The 20,883-nt window shown below is 65.1% G+C and carries 17 protein-coding genes, 1 tRNA gene and 1 riboswitch; of the genes, 9 read left to right on the top strand and 9 right to left on the bottom strand.

The window, feature by feature from the left end; genetic code table 11:
- Nucleotides 1-47 precede the first annotated feature (47 nt).
- Nucleotides 48-2,897, bottom strand: a complete 2,850-nt coding sequence (locus tag ACW170_RS03625; protein ID WP_492088328.1) for a M16 family metallopeptidase — start codon at nt 2,895-2,897, stop codon at nt 48-50.
- Between the two features lie 195 nt (nt 2,898-3,092).
- Between ACW170_RS03625 and ACW170_RS03620 the strand changes: the two genes are divergently transcribed.
- Together ACW170_RS03620 and ACW170_RS03615 are read left to right on the top strand one after the other, a co-directional pair.
- On the top strand, nt 3,093-4,331 hold the full coding sequence (locus ACW170_RS03620) for an argininosuccinate synthase (RefSeq protein ID WP_492088327.1): 1,239 nt from the start codon (nt 3,093-3,095) through the stop codon (nt 4,329-4,331).
- A 23-nt stretch (nt 4,332-4,354) separates the two neighbouring features.
- Nucleotides 4,355-4,936: a GDP-mannose pyrophosphatase gene (locus tag ACW170_RS03615; protein WP_492088326.1), complete on the top strand. Its 582-nt coding sequence runs from the start codon at nt 4,355-4,357 to the stop codon at nt 4,934-4,936.
- Nucleotides 4,937-4,951: 15 nt separating this feature from the next.
- Here the strand turns inward: ACW170_RS03615 and ACW170_RS03610 are convergent, their stop codons facing one another.
- From ACW170_RS03610 to ACW170_RS03595, 4 genes are all read right to left on the bottom strand, one after another.
- Nucleotides 4,952-6,262, bottom strand: coding sequence for a PQQ-dependent sugar dehydrogenase (locus ACW170_RS03610; RefSeq protein ID WP_492088325.1), 1,311 nt, complete (start codon nt 6,260-6,262; stop codon nt 4,952-4,954).
- Nucleotides 6,263-6,314: 52 nt separating this feature from the next.
- On the bottom strand, nt 6,315-6,878 hold the full coding sequence (locus ACW170_RS03605) for a TMEM165/GDT1 family protein (RefSeq protein ID WP_492088324.1): 564 nt from the start codon (nt 6,876-6,878) through the stop codon (nt 6,315-6,317).
- Nucleotides 6,879-6,957: 79 nt separating this feature from the next.
- Nucleotides 6,958-7,094, bottom strand: a riboswitch (yybP-ykoY riboswitch).
- Nucleotides 7,095-7,166: 72 nt separating this feature from the next.
- Nucleotides 7,167-8,486: an acetyl-CoA hydrolase/transferase family protein gene (locus ACW170_RS03600; RefSeq protein ID WP_492088323.1), complete on the bottom strand. Its 1,320-nt coding sequence runs from the start codon at nt 8,484-8,486 to the stop codon at nt 7,167-7,169.
- A gap of 86 nt (nt 8,487-8,572) precedes the next feature.
- Nucleotides 8,573-9,370 carry a phosphatase PAP2 family protein gene (locus tag ACW170_RS03595; RefSeq protein ID WP_492088322.1) on the bottom strand — a complete coding sequence of 266 codons (798 nt, stop codon included), beginning with the start codon at nt 9,368-9,370 and terminating at the stop codon, nt 8,573-8,575.
- 274 nt (nt 9,371-9,644) lie between these two features.
- Between ACW170_RS03595 and ACW170_RS03590 the strand changes: the two genes are divergently transcribed.
- Together ACW170_RS03590 and ACW170_RS03585 are read left to right on the top strand one after the other, a co-directional pair.
- Nucleotides 9,645-11,534 (top strand): ribonucleoside-diphosphate reductase subunit alpha, encoded by a 1,890-nt coding sequence (locus ACW170_RS03590; protein ID WP_492088321.1) that lies wholly within the window; start codon nt 9,645-9,647, stop codon nt 11,532-11,534.
- 173 nt (nt 11,535-11,707) lie between these two features.
- Nucleotides 11,708-12,571, top strand: coding sequence for a lipid A-modifier LpxR family protein (locus ACW170_RS03585; RefSeq protein ID WP_492088320.1), 864 nt, complete (start codon nt 11,708-11,710; stop codon nt 12,569-12,571).
- 22 nt (nt 12,572-12,593) lie between these two features.
- Here ACW170_RS03585 and ACW170_RS03580 read toward each other — a convergent pair whose 3' ends face one another.
- On the bottom strand, nt 12,594-14,363 hold the full coding sequence (locus tag ACW170_RS03580; RefSeq protein WP_492088319.1) for a gamma-glutamyltransferase family protein: 1,770 nt from the start codon (nt 14,361-14,363) through the stop codon (nt 12,594-12,596).
- Nucleotides 14,364-14,510: 147 nt separating this feature from the next.
- Here ACW170_RS03580 and ACW170_RS03575 point away from each other — a divergent pair.
- A tRNA-Arg gene (locus ACW170_RS03575) sits at nt 14,511-14,587 on the top strand.
- Between the two features lie 104 nt (nt 14,588-14,691).
- Here the strand turns inward: ACW170_RS03575 and ACW170_RS03570 are convergent.
- Both ACW170_RS03570 and ACW170_RS03565 read right to left on the bottom strand, forming a co-directional pair.
- Complete coding sequence (locus ACW170_RS03570; protein WP_492088318.1) at nt 14,692-15,873, bottom strand: site-specific integrase; 1,182 nt, start codon at nt 15,871-15,873, stop codon at nt 14,692-14,694.
- Complete coding sequence (locus tag ACW170_RS03565; RefSeq protein ID WP_492088317.1) at nt 15,870-16,190, bottom strand: hypothetical protein; 321 nt, start codon at nt 16,188-16,190, stop codon at nt 15,870-15,872. The genes ACW170_RS03570 and ACW170_RS03565 overlap by 4 nt, the downstream gene beginning before the upstream one ends.
- Before the next feature lie 450 nt (nt 16,191-16,640).
- Between ACW170_RS03565 and ACW170_RS03560 the strand changes: the two genes are divergently transcribed.
- The 3 genes from ACW170_RS03560 to ACW170_RS03550 all read left to right on the top strand — a co-directional run bounded on the left by ACW170_RS03560 (nt 16,641) and on the right by ACW170_RS03550 (nt 19,674).
- On the top strand, nt 16,641-16,964 hold the full coding sequence (locus ACW170_RS03560) for a hypothetical protein (RefSeq protein WP_492088316.1): 324 nt from the start codon (nt 16,641-16,643) through the stop codon (nt 16,962-16,964).
- Nucleotides 16,965-17,177: 213 nt separating this feature from the next.
- Complete coding sequence (locus ACW170_RS03555) at nt 17,178-17,429, top strand: hypothetical protein (RefSeq protein WP_492088315.1); 252 nt, start codon at nt 17,178-17,180, stop codon at nt 17,427-17,429.
- Between the two features lie 208 nt (nt 17,430-17,637).
- Entirely contained in the window at nt 17,638-19,674 is a 2,037-nt protein-coding gene (locus ACW170_RS03550; protein WP_492088314.1) for a recombinase family protein, read from the top strand.
- A 32-nt stretch (nt 19,675-19,706) separates the two neighbouring features.
- On the opposite strand, the gene ACW170_RS03545 is transcribed toward ACW170_RS03550, so the two are convergent.
- Nucleotides 19,707-20,099: a hypothetical protein gene (locus ACW170_RS03545; protein ID WP_492088313.1), complete on the bottom strand. Its 393-nt coding sequence runs from the start codon at nt 20,097-20,099 to the stop codon at nt 19,707-19,709.
- A 110-nt stretch (nt 20,100-20,209) separates the two neighbouring features.
- On the opposite strand from ACW170_RS03545, the gene ACW170_RS03540 reads away from it, so the two are divergent.
- The gene (locus ACW170_RS03540) at nt 20,210-20,437 is read left to right on the top strand and encodes a helix-turn-helix domain-containing protein (protein WP_492088312.1); all 228 of its coding nucleotides are present in this window, start codon (nt 20,210-20,212) and stop codon (nt 20,435-20,437) included.
- Nucleotides 20,438-20,883: the final 446 nt, after the last annotated feature.

Below are 20,883 nucleotides of genomic sequence, written 5' to 3'. Positions count from 1 at the left end.
CCGGAGATCGCTCTCCGGGCCTTCTTTGTTTCAGCCTGTGGCCCGCCCTACTTGGCGGCCGGCGCCGCCGAGCGGACCTCGACCGGCAGGCCCAGGGCGTCGAGTTGCGGCTTGACCACCGAGGCGTCGCCGACGACGACCCAGACGAAGCGCGAGGGGTCGAGGGCGGTTCTGACCGCCGCGTCCATCTGCGCCGCCGTCAGGGCGTTGGTGCGCGCCGCCACCGTCTCGGCATAGTCGTCCGGACGGCCCAGCATGTCGTTGGTCCGCATGGCGCCCAGAACCGCGCCCGAGGTCTCGTAGCTGCCGGCCAGGCGACGGGTGTTGCCGTTGACGGTGCGTTCCAGCTCAGTGGGAGTCACGCCCTTGCCGCCCTTCAGGAAGTCATTGAACTGGGCGTTCAGCGCGGCGATGGCCGGGCCGGTCTGGTCGGCCTGGACCGGGGCGGTGACCAGATAGGGGACGCGTCCGGCGAAGCCCGCAGCCGAGGCGTTGACCCCATAGGACCAGCCCTTGGTTTCACGAAGGTCGGTGTTGATGCGCGACAGGAAGTCGTTGCCCAGCACATTGTTCGCGGCGTTGAACACCAGCAGGTCGTCCGTGCCCTGAGCCGCCAGAACCTCGCCGCCCAGGATGTAGGACTGGGGCGACTGCGGACGGTCGATCAGAACGATCCTGGACGTGGTGGCGGGGATCGAGCCGGAGAAGTCCTTCACCCCCTTGGCGACGGCCGGGGCGGTCCAGCGGCCGAACTCGGCCTCCAGAACCGGGGTGATGTCCGACAGGGGCTTGTCCGAGACCACGAAGATCTTGGCGTTGTCGGGCCGGATCCACTCGGCGTAGTCGGCCCGGATGTCGGCTTCGGTGATCGACTTGACGCTGGCTTCATCGCCGTTGCCGCTGAAGGGCCGGCCATAGGGGCTGGACGCGCCGTAGATCAGTTCCGGCAGGGCGCGGCTGGCCAGGGCGGCCGGCTGGGTCCGTTCGGCGGCGATGCGCGACAGGCGGGTGGCGCGCAGACGCTCCAGCTCCGAGGCGGCGAAGGCCGGGTTCTTGACCACATCGGCCAGCAGGGCCACCGACGACTGCAGGTTCGGCGTCACGGCGGACAGTTGGACCACCGAACGGTCCATCGACGCGCCGGTCGAGATGCTGGCGCCCAGGGTTTCCTGGGCCTCGGCCAGCTGGGTCGCGTTCAGGGTGCGCGTACCCTCGTCCATCAGGTCCAGCATCAGGCTTTGCAGACCCAGTTTCGACGCGTCGTCCGCCGCCAGGCCGGCGTCGAAGTCGATGGCGATCTTGGTCGCGGGCACGGCGTCACGCTGGGCGTAGACCACTTCGACGCCGTTCGACAGCCGGGTGCGCTGGACCGCCGGGAAGTCGACGTTGGCGACAGCGGCGATCTCGGGCTTGGGCATGCGGGCCACGCGCTCGATCGGCGGGGCGGGGGTGTGGTTGGCCCCCGACGGCGCCTTGGCCGCCTCCTCATAGGCTTCGCGCTCGCCCGGCAGGGTCGTCAGCGTATAGGCCGGACGGGTCAGCCACTTCTGCATGGCCGTCTGGACCTGGGCCGGGGTCACCGCCGCATAGGCCTGGAGCTCTTTCTTGTAGTGTTCCGGATCGCCGGCGTAGAGCTGGCCTTCGGCCAGGGCCACGGCCTTGCCGCCGAAGCCGCCGACCTGTTCCAGCCCCTGGACGGTGCGCGAGACATACTGGGTCTTGACCCGTTCCACCTCGGCCGCGGTCGGGCCGTCGGCGATCAGGCCGTTCAGGATTTCACGAGTGCGGGCCTCGACGGCGGCCGGATCCTGGCCCGGTTTCACGTCGACGGTGATCTCGAACATGCCGACGCGGTGGAAGGCGCCGTTGGAGGCGCTGACCGAGACGGCGCTCTGCTCACCGCGCACCAGGGCGTTGTCGAGGCGCGAACTGGCCAGGCCGCCGAGGACGGAAGCGCCGACGCTGAGGGGCACGGCGTCCGCATCCAGCATGCCGGGCACGGCCCAGCTGATCTGGACCCGGGCGTTGGAAACGCGGTCCTGGGTGGTCTCGGCGATCGGGGCGGCCAGGGTCGGGACGGCGGCCTGGGCCGGGGTGTTGACCGGACCGCGCGGGATGGGGCCGAAATATTTCTGGGTCAATTCACGCGCCTTGGCGGGCGTGATGTCGCCGGCCAGAACCAGGACGGAGTTGTTGGGACCATAGTTGGAAGTGAACCAGTCGCGCACCGTCTGCATAGACGCCGCGTCCAGGTCCGCCATCGAACCGATGGTCGAGTGGCGATAGGGGTGGCCCTCGGGGAACAGGGCCTCGAGCTGCTTGTACTCGTTCAGGCCGTAGGGCTGGTTGTCGCCCTGGCGCTTCTCGTTCTGGACGACGCCGCGCTGCAGATCCAGCGTCTCCTGGGTGATGGCGCCCAGCATGTAGCCCATGCGGTCGCTTTCCATGAACAGGGCCTGTTCCAGCGCCGGGGTCGGGACGGTCTCGAAATAGTTGGTGCGGTCGAACCAGGTGGTCCCGTTCATGTCCGTCGCGCCCATGTTGCGCATCGGGGTGAAATAGCTGCCCGGCGCATTCTCGGACCCGCCGAACATCAGGTGTTCGAACAGGTGGGCGAAGCCGGTCTTGCCGGCCGGTTCGTCCTTGGAGCCGACATTGTACCAGACGGACACGGCCACGACCGGGGCCTTGTGATCCTCGTGGACCAGGACGGTCAGGCCGTTGTCGAGGGTGAACTTGGTGTAGGGAATATCGACTTCGGCGACCAGTTCGGAGACCGGCGCGGCCTGGATCGCGGGCGCGGCGGCCTGAGCCGGCGCCGCGGGCGCCGAGGCCCAGACCGGAGTGGTGACCGCCAGAAGGGCGGCCGCAGCGACGAGAGAACCTGTGCGACGCATGGAATGACATCCTTGGATTACAGTTGGACCGGACCATAACGACGGTCTGTGCGCTGGCAACGCGACCCGTTGAACATGAACAAAGCTTCATGTTCGCGCGCCCGAGCCCCGGAAAAGGTTGCATCACCGGACCCCCGGTCTTATGCGCGCGTCAACTCCCCGATCCCTGCTGCTGAGTTTACCGAAAGAGCCGCCATGTCCGCCCCCGCCGACAAGCCCGTGAAGAAAGTCGTCCTCGCCTATTCGGGCGGACTGGACACCTCGATCATCCTGAAATGGCTGCAGACCGAATATAACGCCGAGGTCGTGACCTTCACCGCCGACCTGGGCCAGGGCGAAGAGTTGGGCCCGGCGCGCGAGAAGGCGCTGAAGCTGGGCATCAAGCCCGAGAACATCTTCATCGACGACCTGCGCGAAGAGTTCGTGCGCGACTTCGTCTTCCCGATGTTCCGCGCCAACGCACAGTACGAGGGCGACTATCTGCTGGGCACCTCCATCGCCCGCCCGCTGATCTCCAAGCGCCAGATCGAGATCGCCCGTCAGGTCGGCGCCGACGCCGTCTGTCACGGCGCGACCGGCAAGGGCAACGACCAGGTCCGCTTTGAACTGGGCTATTACGCCCTGGAGCCCGATATCCGCGTCATCGCCCCCTGGCGCGAATGGGAGTTCCGCAGCCGCGAGGCCCTGCTGGACTTCGCCGAGATGAACCAGATCCCGATCGCCAAGGACAAGCGCGGCGAGGCGCCCTTCAGCGTCGACGCCAACCTTCTGCACTCCTCCTCCGAGGGCAAGGTGCTGGAAGACCCGGCGGTCGAGGCCCCCGAGTTCGTCCACCAGCGCACCATCTCGCCCGAGGACGCGCCGGACGTGGCGACCGTCATCGAGATCGGTTTCGAGAAGGGGGACGCCGTCTCGATCAACGGCGAGGCCATGAGCCCGGCCACGATCCTGACCGCCCTGAACCAGTATGGTCACGACAACGGCATCGGCCGTCTGGACCTGGTCGAGAACCGCTTCGTCGGCATGAAGTCGCGCGGCGTCTATGAGACCCCCGGCGGGACCATCCTGATCGCGGCCCACCGCGGCATCGAAAGCATCACCCTGGACGGCGGCTCCATGCACCTGAAGGACCAGCTGATGCCGAAATACGCCGAGCTGATCTACAACGGCTTCTGGTTCTCGCCCGAGCGCGAGATGCTTCAGGCCGCCATCGACAAGAGCCAGGAAAACGTCTCGGGCGTGGTCAAGGTCAAGCTGTACAAGGGCAATGTCTCGGTCATCGGCCGCGAGAGCCCCAACAGCCTGTACGACCAGGATCTGGTGACCTTCGAGGAAGGCGTCCAGGCCTATGACCACAAGGACGCGGCCGGCTTCATCAAGCTGAATGCGCTGCGCCTGCGCGTCCTGGCCAAGCGCGACGCGCGCAAGGCCTAGCGATAGACTCCCGAGGGAAGCCGATGACCGTCAAGGACCGCGTCAGGATCCACGAGACCCGGCTTCTCTCGGACAACTGGTATGTGCTGAAGACCACCCGTTTCGACTGGAAACGGCGCGACGGGACCTGGCAGACCCAGAACCGCGAACATTACGACCGGGGCAATGGGGCGGTGCTGCTGCCCTTTAATCCGGCGGCGCGAACCGTGCTGCTGGTGCGGCAGTTCCGGCTGCCGGCCTATCTGAACGGCTATGACGACCTGCTGATCGAGGCGGCGGCCGGCCTGCTGGACGACGCCGAGCCCGAGGTGCGGATCCGCGCCGAGGTCGAGGAGGAGCTGGGCTATCGCCTCGGCGCAGTGCGCAAGGTGTTCGAGGCCTTCATGAGCCCCGGCTCCGTCACCGAAATCCTGCACTTCTTCGTCGCCGAGTACGATCCGTCGATGCGGATCGGCGACGGCGGCGGCCATCCGGACGAGGGCGAGGACATCGAGGTGCTGGAGCCCACGCTGGACGAAGCCCTGGCCATGATCGCCGACGGCCGCATCCGCGACGCCAAGACCATCATGCTGTTGCAGCATCTGGCTTTGACGCTTCGGACCTAGGGGCGCCGTTCCGACCTAGTCGGCGATCTCTGCCCGCGCGATCCTGAGGATCGCCCGGCTGCGGTCGTCCGTGACCCAGATCGACCCGTCGGCGGCGACCGCCAGGACCACGGGCGATCCGCGCGGCTGGCGACCCGCCACCCTGTCCCAGCCCGGCGTCAGCACCTTGCCGCGCACGCTGGGCGCGCCGGCCGGATAGCTCAAGGAGCCGCGCGGATAGATGGCGTAGCGTCCGCCGATGTCGGTCAGGGGCCGGCCTTGCGCGTCCGTCTCGGCCGCCACGATCCGTCCGGCCGCGCGACGAAAACCGTGCCAGCTCATCAACAGCCGGCCGCGCAGTTCGGGGAACATCGCCCCCTCGTAATAGATCAGGTCCAGCGGCGCGGCGTGCGGCGGCAGCAGGGCGACGGGCTTGTCCCTCTGGCCGCACCGCGCCTGGCCTGCGCTCCAACCAGGCAGGGGCGTGGTCAGGTCCACGCAATAGGGCCAGCCGTAATGGCCGCCCTGACGCAGGACATTGATCTCGTCAAAGGGATGGTCGGGCGTGGTCAGATCGACCGAGTTCTCGCCTTGCAGGATCGTCCCCGACCGATGCCGCACCAGGGCGATGGAGTTGCGCAGGCCCGAGGCGAAGACCGTGCTGTCCTCGGCCCACCGGCCGTCGCCCAGATAGGCGTGGCGACGCACCTGGGCCGTTTCGGCGCTGTCGGCGCATCCGCCTGAGCCGTCGGTGCGCGGCCGACCCCGAACGTCCAGGCAACGGTCGCTGGGCGCCCCCACATTGACCAGCAGAGCGCCGTCGCCGTCGAAGACGAAACTGGACAGGGGATGGCGATTGTCGTGCAGCCGGTTGTCCGGCAGGTCGCCGATTACGGTCCGCACCGTCGCCGCCGGATCGGCCGCCTCGGGGTCCAGGGTCAGGATGCGGTTCATCTCGGACACATAGATCCGTCCGTCCGGTCCCCGCGCCACCGTGTGCGGCATGGAAAGCCCCTGGGCCAATCGGCGCCAACGGGCGGCTCCCTCGGCATCGAACGACAACCGCCAGACCGCGCCGCGTCCCGGCTCCCAGCCGCCCAGGTCGGTGACCAGCCAGTCGCCGTCGGACAGGGGCAGCAGGCCGCGCGGCATGCGAGGGCCGTCAGTCCCCGCGCCCTGCCAGACCAGACCCAGGCAATAGCCCGGCGCCATCCGCACCGTGGTCGCGGGCCGCCCGCCGCAGTCGCCGTCCACGGCATAGGCGCGTGACGCGGCGTCGGCGCCGGACGGCAGGCTCAGCAGGGCGAGCGCGAGGAGCGGAAGCAAGGGACGGATGTGACGGCGCATGGCCTCTTGGTAAGGCGAGGCCGGACAGATTGCGAGCCTCGGGCGGGGCTTCCTAAGATGCGAACAGGATCCACAGACCGGTGGCGGCGAAGCCCACAGCGGCGGCAAGACGGATCCATTTCAGCGGCAGGGTCTTCGCAGCCGTCTCGCCCAGCAGGACGGCGGGACCGTTGATCAGCATCATGCCCAGGGTCGATCCGGCCACGACCAGGGGCAGGTTCTCGAACCGGGCGGCCAGCATGGCGGTGGCGACCTGGGTCTTGTCGCCCATCTCGATCAGGAAGAAGGCCGAGGCGGTGGTCCAGAAGATGGCCCAGAAGCCTCGCTGAACCTCGCCCTTCTGTTCGTCCAGCGTGTCGGGGATTAGGGCCCAGGCGGCGAAGCCCAGGAAGGCGACGCCGACGATCCAGCGCATCCATTCGCCGGTGATGAAATGGGCGAGAACCGTGCCGGCCAGGGCCGCGAAGGCGTGGTTCAGCAGGGTGGCGGCCAGAATGCCCAGGATTATGGGGGTCGGCCGTCGCCAGGTCGCCGCCATGACGATGGACAGCAACATGGTCTTGTCCCCGATCTCCGCGATGGAGACCAGGCCGGTCGAGATCAGAAAGGCTTCCAAAAAGGAACCTGTGTGCGCGGGAGCCTCGGCGGACGGACCTGTGGCGTTCGCAGCCGGGCCCCGCGTGGACATCCCTGCGAAAGCCGCCGGTCTTGCCGTGATCCCGGACCCCAAAAGGGCCTCGGACCGTTCCCGCACCATCCTCTCCGGGAGAGGAAGCATGTTGATGCGAGCCCCGCTGTTCGCTGCGGGCGGCTACTCCCCGATGACGATGCGGGGTTTAGGCCGCGACGTCGGAAATGAAAAGTCGATAACGACTCGCAAGCTTGGGGGCAGAAGGGCTGGGGTTCAGATCAGCCCCTGCCGCCCGGCCTCCGCCGTCAGGTCGTCGCGGAACTCCGGCGCGGCCAGGGCGATCAGGGCGCGGGCCCTTTCGCGGGTCGACTTGCCTTTCAGGTTGGTCCAGCCGTGTTCGGTGACGATGATGTGGACGTCGTTTCGAGGCGTGGTGACCGGGCCGTCCAGCCGGGCGACGATGCGCGAACAGGTCCCCTTGGCCGCCGTCGCATGACAGGCGATGATCGACTTGCCGCCGTCGGACCCATAGGCGCCGCGTACGAAGTCCAGCTGTCCGCCCGAGGCGGTGAACTGGCGTCCGTTCAGGAACTCGGAACAGCAGGCGCCGCTCAGGTCGATCTGAAGCGTGGCGTTGACCGAGACCATCTTGGCGTTGCGCGCGATCACGGCCGGATCGTTGACATAGGAGACCGGACGAGCCTCCAGGCCGCGATTGCCGTCCAGGAAGTCATAGGTGTTCTGGTCGCCCATCGAGAAGGCGAAGACCCCGACGCCGGGGTGCAGGGTCTTGCGGGCGTGGTTGGCCACCCCGGCCTGCATCAGCTCGACCAGGCCCGGCGTCAGCATTTCGGTGTGGACGCCCAGGTCGCGGTGGTCCTTCAGGGCGTCGCAGACGGCGTTGGGCAGGGCGCCGATTCCCATCTGCAGCGTCGCCCCGTCCTCGACCAGACCGGCGATGATCCGGCCGATGGCCAGGTCGGCCGGCTGGGGCTCGGCCCTGGGCGTGACCAGCAGGGGGGCGGCGTGCTCGACGACGCCGGACACCCTGGAGACATGGACGGTGCAGTCGCCGAACACGCGCGGCATGTGCGGATTGACCTCGACCACGATGGTCCGGGCCGTCTCCGACACCGGCTTGGCGTAGTCCGTGTTGGTCCCGAACGAGAAGAAGCCGTCGTCGTCCATCGGCGATACGGTGCAGACCAGCGCATCCACCCCGACCTCGTCGCACAGCAGCCGGGGCGATTGCTGGAAGCCGGTCGGGATGAACTGGACCGGATTGGGCCGCCCCTCCTCGAAGGCGCGCTGCTCCAGCCGGCGCTCGACGGCGCTGTGGAACAGGCTCCACGGGCGGATCCGGTCCATCAGCTCGTAGCGCAGCACCGTGTCGCCGGCGATGGCGGTGGAGAGCAGATAATAGAGGTTCACATCCTCGACCTCGCCCCGCTCGGCCCGGTCGGCCAGGGCCTTCAGCAGGGCCGGGGGCTGGGACACGCCCAGGCCCATGGCGACCTTGGCGCCCGACCGGATCAGGGCGGCGGCCTGGTCCGGGGTCTTCAGCCGTTCGGCATAGAGGGCGGCGTGGTCCATGGCGTCTCTCCCGTCTGCGCGCCGCTCTGTTCAGATCGAGGCGGCGTCGTAGGGCAGACTACCCTGCGTCCAACGCGATGACGGGTCTAGACTTTGGTCGGAACGGCCATGGTTGGCGGCTCAGACGTTTCGGGCTCGATCGGCGACGGCTCGTCCTGCAGGGGCGCCTGATGACGCTTCTGCCCGCGTGCGACCCCATAGGCGACCAGCCAAAGCACCATGGCCCAGGCCGAGCCCACCGCCCAGCCGGCGAAGACGTCCGTCGCCCAGTGGGCGCCCAGATAGATGCGGGTCAGCCCGACCAGCAGAGCCATGACCATGCCGACGCCCAGGACGAAGATCTTGAACCTCTGGCGCGGAAAGGCCCGCGTCAGCATGACCGCGACGCTGAGATAGAAGACCGTCGCCAGCAGGGCGTGGCCGGAGGGGAAGCTGGCGTTGATCGTCTCGACCGCCTGCAGGGCCTGGGGCGGGCGCTCGCGTTCGAACACCGCCTTCAGTCCCTCGCTCAACACCACGCCGCCGACTAGGCCCAGGGCCAGCAAAAGGGAAGACAGCCATTTCCTCTGGCTCAGCAGGAAGACGATGACGATCAGGGCGAACAGCCCCAGCACCGATATGCCGCCCAGGGAGGTGATGTCGGCCGCCGCCTCCTTCAGCCACCATGGCCCCCAGGGACGGCCGGGGTCGTCGGCGTAGGGGCGCAATAGGGCAAGAACCTGCTGATCGAACGCCTGACCGTCGGCCTCGGTCATGTCGTCGGCGATCTCGATAAAGGTCATGACGCCGAGCGCAGCGACGAACAGGGCCGTCAAAGCCGCGATCTCGGTGCGCGCGACCGTCAGGGCGCGTATCAAAAAGGGACGGAAATCTGAAACAGCCATGGGGCGTCGAAACGGCCAAGCTCGGCTTGTGTTCCGATCACGCGTTCGTGATACCGCAACTGCGAAGGCCGATCAGGGGTTTGCTGGCTTGCTCGCTGGATTTTCCCCAGGCGTGGACGACTTGTCCGACCGATTCGCCGACAAAGCGAGCGTCAAGACGTTGACGGGTTATTAGGCATGTGCGCCCTATATGTGGGCTCGGGGAGCGCTGAAGCCACTAGATGATGTGGTTACAGCGCAGGTGGCTCTAGGCTGTTTATTGTTCAGGACGCAGATGACCATGGCTGGCGGCGAGGCTTTGAAGACGACGGAATTCCAAGGTGTTGTGACGAATACGACCCCTGAGAAGCCGCATCTGACTGTCGTGAAATCGGTCCAGGTGGATCGTTCGCGCGACGCCCTGCTGACCGACTTCGGCAAGAAGACGCTGGAAGACCGCTACCTGCTGGCGGGCGAGAGCTACCAGGACATGTTCGCCCGCGTCTCGACCGCCTTCTCGGACGACGCCGAGCACGCCCAGCGCCTGTACGACTATATGAGCCGCCTGTGGTTCATGCCGGCGACCCCTGTCCTGTCGAACGGCGGCGCGGATCGCGGCCTGCCGATCTCCTGCTTCCTCAACGCGGTCGGCGACAGCCTGGACGGCATCCAGAGCGTCTGGAACGAGAATGTGGCCCTGGCCTCGAACGGCGGCGGCATCGGCACCTACTGGGGCGGCGTCCGCTCCATCGGCGAGAAGGTCAAGGGCGCCGGCAAGACCTCGGGCATCATCCCCTTCATCCGCGTGATGGACTCGCTCACCCTGGCGATCAGCCAGGGCTCGCTGCGCCGCGGCTCGGCCGCCGTCTATCTGGACATCCATCACCCCGAGATCGAGGAGTTCCTCGAGATCCGCAAACCCTCGGGCGACTTCAATCGCAAGTCCCTGAACCTGCACCACGGCGTCAACGTCACCGACGAATTCATGGAGGCGGTGAAGGCCGGCGCCACATTCGACCTGAAGTCGCCCAAGGACGGCGCTGTCATCAAGACGGTCGACGCCCGCTCGCTGTGGACCAAGCTGCTCGACATCCGGATGCAGACCGGCGAGCCCTATATGATCTTCTCCGACACGGTGAACCGCCAGATGGCGCCGCACCAGCGCGACCTGGGCCTGAAGGTCAAACAGTCGAACCTGTGCGCCGAAATCATGCTGCACACCGGCCGCGACCACCTGGGCGTGGACCGGACCGCCGTCTGCTGCCTGTCGTCGGTCAACGCCGAGACCTTCCTGGAATGGCGCGAAGAGCCCAAGTTCATCGAAGACATCATGCGCTTCCTGGACAATGTGCTGGAGGACTTCATCCGCCGCGCGCCGCCGGAAATGAAGGCCGCCGTCTATTCGGCCAAGCGCGAGCGTTCGGTCGGCCTGGGCCTGATGGGCTTCCACTCCTTCCTGCAGGGCCAAGGCGTCGCCTTCGAAAGCGCCATGGCCAAGTCGTGGAACATGCGCCTGTTCAAGCACCTGCGCCGCGAGGCCGACAAGGCCAGCCGCGTCCTGGCCGAAGAAAAGGGCCCCTGCCTCGACGCCGAGGAGCGCGGCGTGATGGAGCGGTTCAGCCACAAGCTGGCCATCGCCCCGACCGCCTCGATCTCGATCATCTGCGGCGGCACCTCGGCCGGCATCGAGCCGATCCCGGCCAATATCTACACCCACAAGACCCTGTCGGGCTCGTTCGCGGTCAAGAACCCTTATCTGGAGCGTCTGCTTGACGAGAAGGGGATCAACACCGAGGCGGTCTGGAACTCGATCCTCGAGCACGAGGGCTCGGTCCAGCATCTGGACGCCCTGAACGAGGACGAGAAGGGCATCTACAAGACCGCCTTCGAACTGGACCAGCGCTGGGTGGTGGAACTGGCCGCCGACCGCGCGCCGGAAATCTGTCAGGCGCAATCGCTGAACCTGTTCATCCCCGGCGACGTCAACAAATGGGACCTGCACATGCTGCACTGGTCCGCCTGGGAGCGGGGCGTGAAGTCGCTGTATTATCTGCGCTCCAAGTCGGTGCAGCGCGCCGCCTTCGCCGGCGCCGAGGACAAGGTGGAGGCGGTCATCGATCCGAACCAGCCCGACCTCTTCTCCATGCCCAAGACCGACTACGACGAGTGCCTCGCCTGCCAGTAGGCCGAGGGACGTCAGATCTGAAAGGGCTCCGCGCAGGCGGGGCCCTTTTTCACGACTGGAACCCCCGCGCGGCGGCGTCGTTCAAAAGGGACCAAAGAGTGTCGTGAAAATGTCTGTTGGAGTCTCGGCGCGCCTGGTGCAAGCTGGATAACAGCGGACGGTGGGGAGACCGAATGCGTGTTGCGGTGTGGAGCGTTGGAGTAGGGATCGTCCTGGCGACAGCCGGCGTCGCTAACGCACGCGCCCAGGCCTCGGTCCCCGGCGCTTTCGACCAAGCCCCCGAAACACCCCAGTCGCTGACTGCTCATCTCAATGAACAGGGCGGTTTTCGGGTCATGCCCGACGCCCGCTTCGGATCAGAGATCGAGATCGCCTCGACCTTGCGACCTGTAGAGACGCAAGGTCTGGCCGCCAGCAGCCGCAACGACATCTGGATCGACCGCAACGCCTTCTCCGACAGGGTCACCCTGGAAACCGCAGGGCGCCTGCGTCGCGCCGACGGTTCGCCCCTGCCGGTCACCCCGATCGACCGGGCCGAGCTGGACGCGGAAGCCTATGACCTGCGCTATGTGCGCGGCTTCCGCGGCGCCGTCGGCCACACCGCATCGGGCCTGGAAGTCAGCCTGACGCCCCACGCCGGTTTCGGCCTGGGCAGCGACGGGGGTTCGGCCGAGGCCGGCGCCACACTGAAGATCGGTGAAGGCCTGGATCGTCTGGCACCCGACGGCAGCGCCCGGTTCGGCGAACGCCCCCGGTGGTATCTGTACGCCGCCGGTTCCGGCCGGGCGGTGGGCTATAATTTCGCCCGCACCCGCGACGGCGACTACGCCCGCTCCGGCTACACCCAGGATCGCGGCGCCTTCCTCGGCGACGCCTCGGTCGGCGTGGCCTATCGCCGGGGCGACGTCCAGACCTCTGTCGGGCTGGTGTATCGCGAGATCGACGCCGGCAAGGGCTTGCGCGGCATGAACGGCCTGGACACCGATGTGGACGAGGGCATGATCGCCTTCCAGCTGTCGATCAAGCCGCGCCGCTGATCCGCAGTCGGGTCGCCGAACGTCAGCGAACCTCCGACACCGCCACGCCTTCTCGCCTCGGATCCGCGCCGCCGTCCCATCGGCCGTCACGCCACATCGCTCCGTGCAGGCCCGAGGTCTCGGTCGCATTGGGCCGCAGGCTGATCCCCGCCTCCGCCAGGGCGTCGCGGATGTCCGGCGCGATCAGGGCGGTGTCCGCGCCGACCATTTCGCCCCGCACCACCAGATTGGGCAGATTGATCGCCTCCTGCACCGACAGGTCCCAGTCGATGATCCCCACCAGGGCCTTGGCCACATAGGCCAGGATGCTGGACCCGCCCGGCGAGCCGATGGCCCCCACCAGACGGCCCTGGCGATCCAGGATCAGCACCGGCGTCATCGACGACCGCGGCCGCTTGCCCGCCGCCACCGCATTGGCGGCCGGATGGCCGTCTTCCAGCGGCGTAAAGGAGAAGTCGGTCAGCTGGTTGTTCAGGAAGAAGCCTTCGACCATCCGGCCGTTGCCGAAGATGCTCTCGACCGTGGTCGTCATGCTGACCGCGTTCCCCTCTGCGTCGACGATGACCATGTGCGAGGTGCCGCCCGGCTCGGCCGTCCGGTCCTCGCCGCGCGGGGGCGAGCCCGTGGGAGCGCCGGCCGTCGCCGGGCCGTTCAGGCTCGGCGCCAGTGCAGCCCGCGACGCGACATAGTCCGGATCCAGCAGGCCGGCGATCGGCACTCCGACGAAGTCCGCATCCCCGACATAGCGGTCGCGGTCGGCGTACATCAGCCGCTGTAACCGGCCGAAGGCGACCCAGGCCGCCGGGCTGTCGGCGCCCCTCTGCAGATCGGGCGTCCGTTCGGCCATCTCCAGAAATTGCAACAGGGCCACCCCGCTGGACGGCGGCGGCGGAACGCAGACGACATAGATCCGATAGGGCCGGCACAGGGCGTCGCGGCGCAAGGGGCGATAGGCGGCGATGTCGGCCTCGGTCAGGCCGCCGGGGCGCGGTCCCTCGGCCACGGTCCGGGCGATCTCGTCACCAATGCGACCGCCGTAAAACAGGCCGGGGCCTTCCTCGGCCAGGGCCGCCACCGTCCGGGCGTAGGCGGGGTTCTTCAGGACGTCGCCGGCCTGATAGCGTGCGCCGTCCGGTCGCGTGAAATAGGCCTGCGCCCAACGGCTGCGCGCCTGAGGCGCGCGGCCGTTGATCATGCCGGCCATGCGCGGGCTGACGACAAACCCGTCGCGCGCCAGCCGCTCGGCCTCGCCGAACAGATCGCGCCACGCCAGCTTGCCGTGATCCTTCTGCGCCATGGCCAGCATGGCCACCGCGCCCGGCGCTCCGGTCGAACGCCCTGACAACAGGGCGTCGATGAAGCTCAGCGGCTTGCCGTTTTCGTAGAACAGCTCCGGCGTGGCCGAGGCCGGCGCCGTCTCGCGGCCGTCATAGGCCGTCACATGTCCCGTGGCCGCCTCATAGCTCATCAGGAAGGCCCCGCCGCCCAGGCCCGACGACTGCGGCTCCACCAGCCCCAGAACCGCCTGCACGGCCACCGCCGCATCCACCGCCGACCCGCCCCGCCGCAGCACCTTCATCCCCGCCTCGACCGCCAGCGGATTGGCCGCCGCCACGAAGGGGCCGCGCGCCGGGGCGTCCGCCATTGTCTGGGCTTGTGCCTGGGCCCGTTTCGGGGCCTGAACCGGCGTGCTCGCTTCGGCCGCGCTCCGTGTCGCGAGCACGCCGGTCTGACACCCGGCGATCAAGACAGGAATCAGCAGGGCGGCGAGGCGACGGCGGAAGAAATACATGGCGTTGTCCGGACGAGGGAGGGCGTCGCCTTCCGACCTAGGCCGTCCCCGCGCCCGCGCCAACCGTCGACCGCGCATAAACTGCACTCCCCCGCTTGCGCCCGCCGATTTCTACCGCTAAAGACCCGCCCTCGCCGCAAGGCAGCCGCACCCGTAGCTCAGCTGGATAGAGCACCAGACTACGAATCTGGGGGTCGGGCGTTCGAATCGCTCCGGGTGCGCCATCTCTTTCCCTTTGAAAATCATACGCTTAGGCCGGAAGGCCGCCGTTCCGTTTTCGAGGCGACAGGCTGTTTTTTACAGCCATTTTACACTGGTTTTTACAGCCTCAATTTTCCTCGGAATCGCCCTCGCTCGCGGGCGATTTTTTCATTTTGGCGCGGATTGATTGATCGATCCGCTCTTGAGCCGCATCGGCAAGGTGTCGGCGGTTCGCCTGGCGCCGATATATTTTGGCGGCCCGATCGGTGGCGTGTTCGAGATGGCTCATGATCTCCGCGTCGGATCCGCCGGTCTCGGCGATCTCATTTCCTCGAGCATGTCGCAGGCCGTGGACATCCAAGGGGCAGGTGAGTTCCCCCTTGGCGTTGACGCCGGCCCGAACCTTCCCCGCCTTGGCCAAGCGAACCAATACGCGATCCAACGATTGATTTAATCCGCGCTCTCGAAACGGCTGTCCACGATCATTGTAAGCGACGGTGGGGCCGCGATTGGGCGTGCTCTCCAGCAGCGCCGTGAGCCGGGGGTCCTCCCGCTTGTCGCAAGCGACCTTTCGCTTCTCTGTAATCCAAAGCAGGCGGATGTGTTCGGATCCGTCAGCGGCGCGGCTGGGCACCCTCGCGGATAGCGGAAGAGCGCAGATCGTCTGGCGGCGAAAGCCCGCGTAGCGCCCCAAGCCGACCGCCCGCGCCAAGCCTGGCAGATTTCGCCTGAGACATTCGGCGATCACCTCCGCGATCTCGTGATCCGTCCAGGCCGGATGTGGCTCTCCGAGGGCATGGGGCCGGCTGACCTTTGCGAGTTTCAGAAACGGATCGCCGGAAATCCGATCGTCGGTCTGATCGTCGATCGCCGGGGCGAGCGCATTCTTCAACACCTGCATCCGATTGTTCGCGGCGCGGTGGCCGCGCGGAGCCCAGGCGTCGCGCAGGCTGCGCAGCCATGCCTGGGTGACTTCGAACAGCATCACGTCGCCGAAGTCCGCGCTCATCTCGTCGATATAGTCTTGGTAGGCGCGTTGCGTTGATCGCGCCTTCGACAGGAACTCCGCCGACTTGTTATAGGCCGCCAGCATGCCGCCGATCGTATTGGGCCGTGGCGACTTCGCGGCGGTCTCTGCGGCCTTGAGACGGCGAAGAATGCCCGCGACCTCGGCGCGCAACTCTTCCGAGCCGTCAGGCGACTGGAGAGGGCCCTCTCGGTGTGCGCCCTTGCGAAAGTACAGATAGGTGCGGCCGTCACGCCTGTTGCGTTGAACATATCGAATGGGCTCGCCCGCGTTCTCCGTCATGCCCGGCGCCCAGCCGCGCGCGCCCTTACGCGTTCAAGGGCGTCATCGGCTCGACTTGCGCCTTGCGCCTCGGTCTGGATTTGCGCCGTTGGCGGCTCCGGGGGCGCACCCCGTTGGGGAAGGGTCGCCAACCAAGCGTCGATGTGCGCGCGATTATAGAGGATGCGCCGCGCGCCCATATCCAGCGGGCGAACGGTGAGGATGCGCTCCAGCGCCTGTTTGCTCATCCCCACATAGGCCGACAGTTGTTCCTGGCTGAGCAGGGCAGGCCAAGCTTCCGGGACGTATTTGGGAGTTCCGGCAGGCGGCCGCTCCAACCGCCGCTCCTGAGCGCTGGGGTCGTGTCGATCCGGCAGCCAGGCCGTGGAGGCGCCGAGCCTTCCATCTGCGCGGCGCTCGATCTGTAGAGACCTCGATGCGAGCGCTTGGAAGCGTTGGTGCTCGGTGCTGTGAGGAAGCGGCCGGGCTGGAAGTTTTTGCGGGAGGCCCACAGCGATATGCCTTGCGATACCGGCTCAACGTCGCCGAACAGCGCAGTCAGTTATGACCGCGATGTCGGACAATCAAGAAAAAAACGTGTCACGATTTGCATTTGAACGATCCGGTAAATCGTCTCTTTTTCGCGGAGGACAGCATCCTATTGGCTTCGTTGAATTATATCCGCCTTGACTGCCTAGCGCTATTTTCGACATCTTTTCAATGCGATAATTTGTTGACGTATCCGCGATCTTGATCATTCTAAGCGCAGATGTTTCCAGGGAACTGCCATGAATGAGCATGATAGCGGCGGCCAAGCCCAGAGGGCGATGAGCCAGTTTAAGCTGAGAACAGGTAAAATTTTGCGCGAACGTCAGGGGCCGGAGTTGCCGGTCCCTGACGTGTCGTCGTGGATCAACCTCGTCCGAGAGAGGATCGATGCGGAGGCCTCGGAGCGCGACGACGCCAGTGGGGAGCGTAGGCTCCGCCCGCGTGTCGAGGTCCCGACACAGGCGAGCATCGCCGGGGCAGGTGTTCAGCCGTCTAGGGCGGGAATGTTCTTCGCCGCCGGCCTCAAGGGCGAGCCGGGCTTCAGCTTTGGCGAGGTCGTCTGATGCAGCGGTATCTGTTCGACCTGTGCGCCCTCCTGTGTGACGGCACAGTGGAGCGACGTAGCCCGTGGATTAGCGAAGAATGGCTCCGTGCAGAATTGGCCAAGGATCCGCGCCTGGATCGCCTGGTCACGCTGCCGGACGATTATTTACTGCATGGGGTGACGCACCCTCTGCCCTACGAAAGCGGGAAACCCGCTCACGGGGGCGGTAGCCATGATTGATATGTTTTCGTCGTTGATGCGAGCGCGCGCCGAAGGCGCTGCTTTCTTCCTGCGAATGACGGACGATCGGTCGAGAACCATGCGCTTTCGCCTCGGAGAGCGCGACATTGCTGTCGCCATCTTTGGACATATGGCTATCGGCTTTGTCGACGGTGAGGTGGCTGCGTGGTCGCTTGATCCAGCCGTCACCCTCCGATCGCTCGTTTTGACCCTTCGTATTCCAATTCAGGAGGTGGGGCGGTGAGCGCCAGTAATGAACCACAGCAGGTCGTCAGCAGAACCGTCGCCGCCCCTCTCTACACGAAAGTCCTGCAACGCCTTGACGACTTAGCCATCGCCTCAGGGGTTCAAGATTGTGACGTCGAGGTTCAGTCGCTTTTCCCAATCCTGGTGTCGATTGCGCGCTTGGCGGCGCGTGGCGACGTAAAACTCATGCTTGGGCGGGAGGGGGAATGAATATCGGCTCTTTCCCCGCCCGCGGGACGCGTGTGGCGACGTACAGCCGCTTCTCTACCGATAGCCAGAACCCCAAATCGGCTGACGACCAGACCGCAATGCTGCGTGCCATCGCGGCGGAAAACGGATGGCAAGTTGTCCGCTCCGAAAAAGACGAAGGCATCAGTGGATCGCAGAGCGAGCGCGAGGGGTATCTTCGATTGTGCGAAGCGGCTTGCAACCGAGAGTTCTCGGTATTGATGGTTGAAGGGCTTGAACGCCTAAGCCGTAACCGTGCTGATTGCTATCAGATTTACGACAATATTCTTAAAGCCAACGGCATTCGAATCTACGTCGCGAGAAGTAAATCGATCCTCGATGACACGGGGATGATGCTCTCGGTGTGGAAGGCTGCGGAGGACCTAACTCAGCTCAAGCAGCAAGTCCGACGGGGCCAGAATGCGGTCATTGCGGATCAACGGCTGTGTGGTTCGATCTCGTATGGCTACAGGAAGGAATATGACGGCACAGGTCGAAATGGACTTCGGAAGGTGTTTGAACCCGAAGCGGAAGTGGTTCGTCGCATTTTCAGCGAATTCGATGCCGGTCTCTCGCCTCTTGCTATCGCAGCGGGGTTGAATGCGGATGGGATAAAGTCGCCGAGAGGTAAGACTTGGAACCCTGGAGTCATCTTGGGCAATGGCAGGTATGGAAGCGGCATACTTCGAAATCGATTGTATAATGGAGAATTTGTCTGGCGGCGCACCAAGCGCGAGTCCGATTCAAAGCGCGGCAATCGAATGTTTGTGGTGCCGGGCGATAAGGATGAGCAACAAATAGTTCAAAAACCCGAGCTTTCTATCGTTGAAAAAGCCCTGTTCCAATCTGTGCAGGATATGCTTTCAGATGGTCAAGTCGACAGCGCCAAAGAAATCCATAAGCGTCGTAAGCCTGAATACTTATTCAGCGGCAAGATTATTTGTGGGCGATGTGGGGAAAAATACAATGTGCTGTCCAACGCTCTTGGCTGCGTCGGGCGTGCGCTAAAAGGGAACGGGTGCGATAATAATCGCAGGACCAAACGGGAGGACCTAGAGGCAGCCGTTCTTGCTGGGCTAGCCCACCGTCTCTTGGACGCCGAGTTGCTCGATAAGGTGGTCGGAGAATATCGCGCAGAAGCGCAACGCTCTTGCGAGGAGCAGCGTCAGACGGTTGATCGGGCTATAGCTCGGACCCGCGTGTTGGAAGTGAAATCGGCCAATATTCGTGGGCAACTCTCTGAGATGGACCACAAGTCGGCTAGCGCCGCCATGTTGCGGCAGGATCTAGAAGAAGCCCTTGTGGAGCTTGATTCAACGAGGCGAAAAGCGCGCCAAGCTGAAGCCTTGATGCCCACCACCAAATCGACGCCGGAGATCATTGAGGCGTTGAAATCTGCTATATCTAACTTGCAGCAACTCCTGAGCCGGCCAGATTCCGAGGCGGCGCGCGCCCGAGATAGATTGCGCGCCCTCATCGACGAAATCGTGGTTCAACCCTATGATGATGGCCATGAAGATGGCCGAGGTGCTGGTCCCGTCACGGTGACGGTAGTGGGTTGGTTGAGTCGGCTTCTGGAATTGACGGATGAACCGGTCGGTCGCGTGTTACTGTCACGTGAAGGGACACCATCATGTCAGGAGCACGCGAATCTTCAGTTCTTCTATCACGTTGTAATCGCTAATGAATGCTCCGGTGCTGCTCGTCAGGTGGCTAGTGACGCACGCTGGATTTGCAAACTTTTAGCAAGGGCGAGTGACGCATTGCGCCACCAAGACCTTCTGAAAATGTTCGAGGCGCAACACGTTCACGAGGTCGACAAGGATTGGGTTCTTAGAGTTCGCCGGGCCGTCGACCGCCTTTCAAACCGAGGTCGACTTGCGCGCGAAGCTCGTGGCCGCGAAGTGCTCTATTCAATCCCGGGGCGCGAACGACGCAATCAAATCGAAGTTGTAGTGCATCGCACTCCTGTGATTTGGGCGAGGCAAGCTCACGCCTCAAATCAGATGGAATGAGCTGGCTAAGACCTGTTTTGCCGAAGGGCGCATCACCTTTCATAGGCCTCTGCGATCCGATTTGCTCTTTGAGAGATGGCGATCTGGGCCTCTAGCTCCTCGGTCGTCGGGTTGTAGATCCGGCGGCAGGTCTCGTAGTCAAACTCCCGGATGCAGGCGTCTTCCTTCTCCCGCTTCTCGGCCGCCCGACGCTCCGACTCGGCATAGCGCGCTTCCTGCCTTTCCTCCTCAGCGGCGAGCGCGTCGGCTTTACGCTGCTCTTCGGCGGCATACTCGGCAGCGTCGGCTTTTTGCCTTGCGACGTAACCTTTTGGATCGCGCACGATTTCCAAGCCCTGGCCGATGACATGGATGCTGCCCCAAACAAGGATAATCGCCCCGATCAATCCAATGCAGCCGAATGCGTTCTTTCCGTTATCGGTCATGATGTCCTCCAGATTTAATCTGTAGGCTATATCCCGTGGTTTAACGTAGGCTGAATCTGGCGCTTAGGCCCATGAACGGGCGAGCGCTGGTGGCATGGAATTTACGGCGTATGAGGACCGAGCGCGGCGTGTCGCAGGAGCGGCTGGCTGCCGACGCTGGTGTCGATCGGGCGTATGTGAGCGAGCTTGAGCGCGAACTGGGCAACGCCAGCGTGGATATGCTCGATAAGCTGGCGACAGTTCTAAACGTCGCAATTGCCGAGTTTTTCGCGTCGCCGCCCGAGGGCTATTCGGAGTTGAAGGTTCTGACTGCCGGGCGAAAACCGAAGTCGGCGTAAGGCCGTCAGAATCGGTCGGTCAGCCGATGGTCTCGGCGAGTTGGGTGCAGATCGACCCGCTGCCGTCGCTCGACCGCCTCCTGACCCTTTTAGCGCCCCTGAGCTTGACGTGCCTTACGCTTGCGCTCCCAGGCGCTCAACGGATCGTCCAAATCCTTCTGGGGTGTGATGCCGCTAAGGCGGTCCATGCATTGCTCAAGCAAAACTCGATCGATCCTGCGTCCGGGCAGGGTGGGTTCGGGATAATCGCCTCGGCGTCGAGCGGCGTCGTAGGACGCTCGACTTATGCCGGCCCAAGCCGCCGCTTCGGCGATCGTCATCCCTCTGGGACTATTGTGAAGGGGGGGATGAGTCGGATTTGGCATCGGGCAATCTCCCGGGATGTCTGCGCAGCAGGCAAGTGGATGTCAAAATGTCGCGTGTTCCCTGGCGGGAAAGGTTTGGCG

The organism is Brevundimonas sp. FV2ps16, from assembly GCF_058681075.1.
Note: the sequence above shows the minus strand (reverse complement) of the source record. Positions and strands in the feature narration are given on the sequence as shown.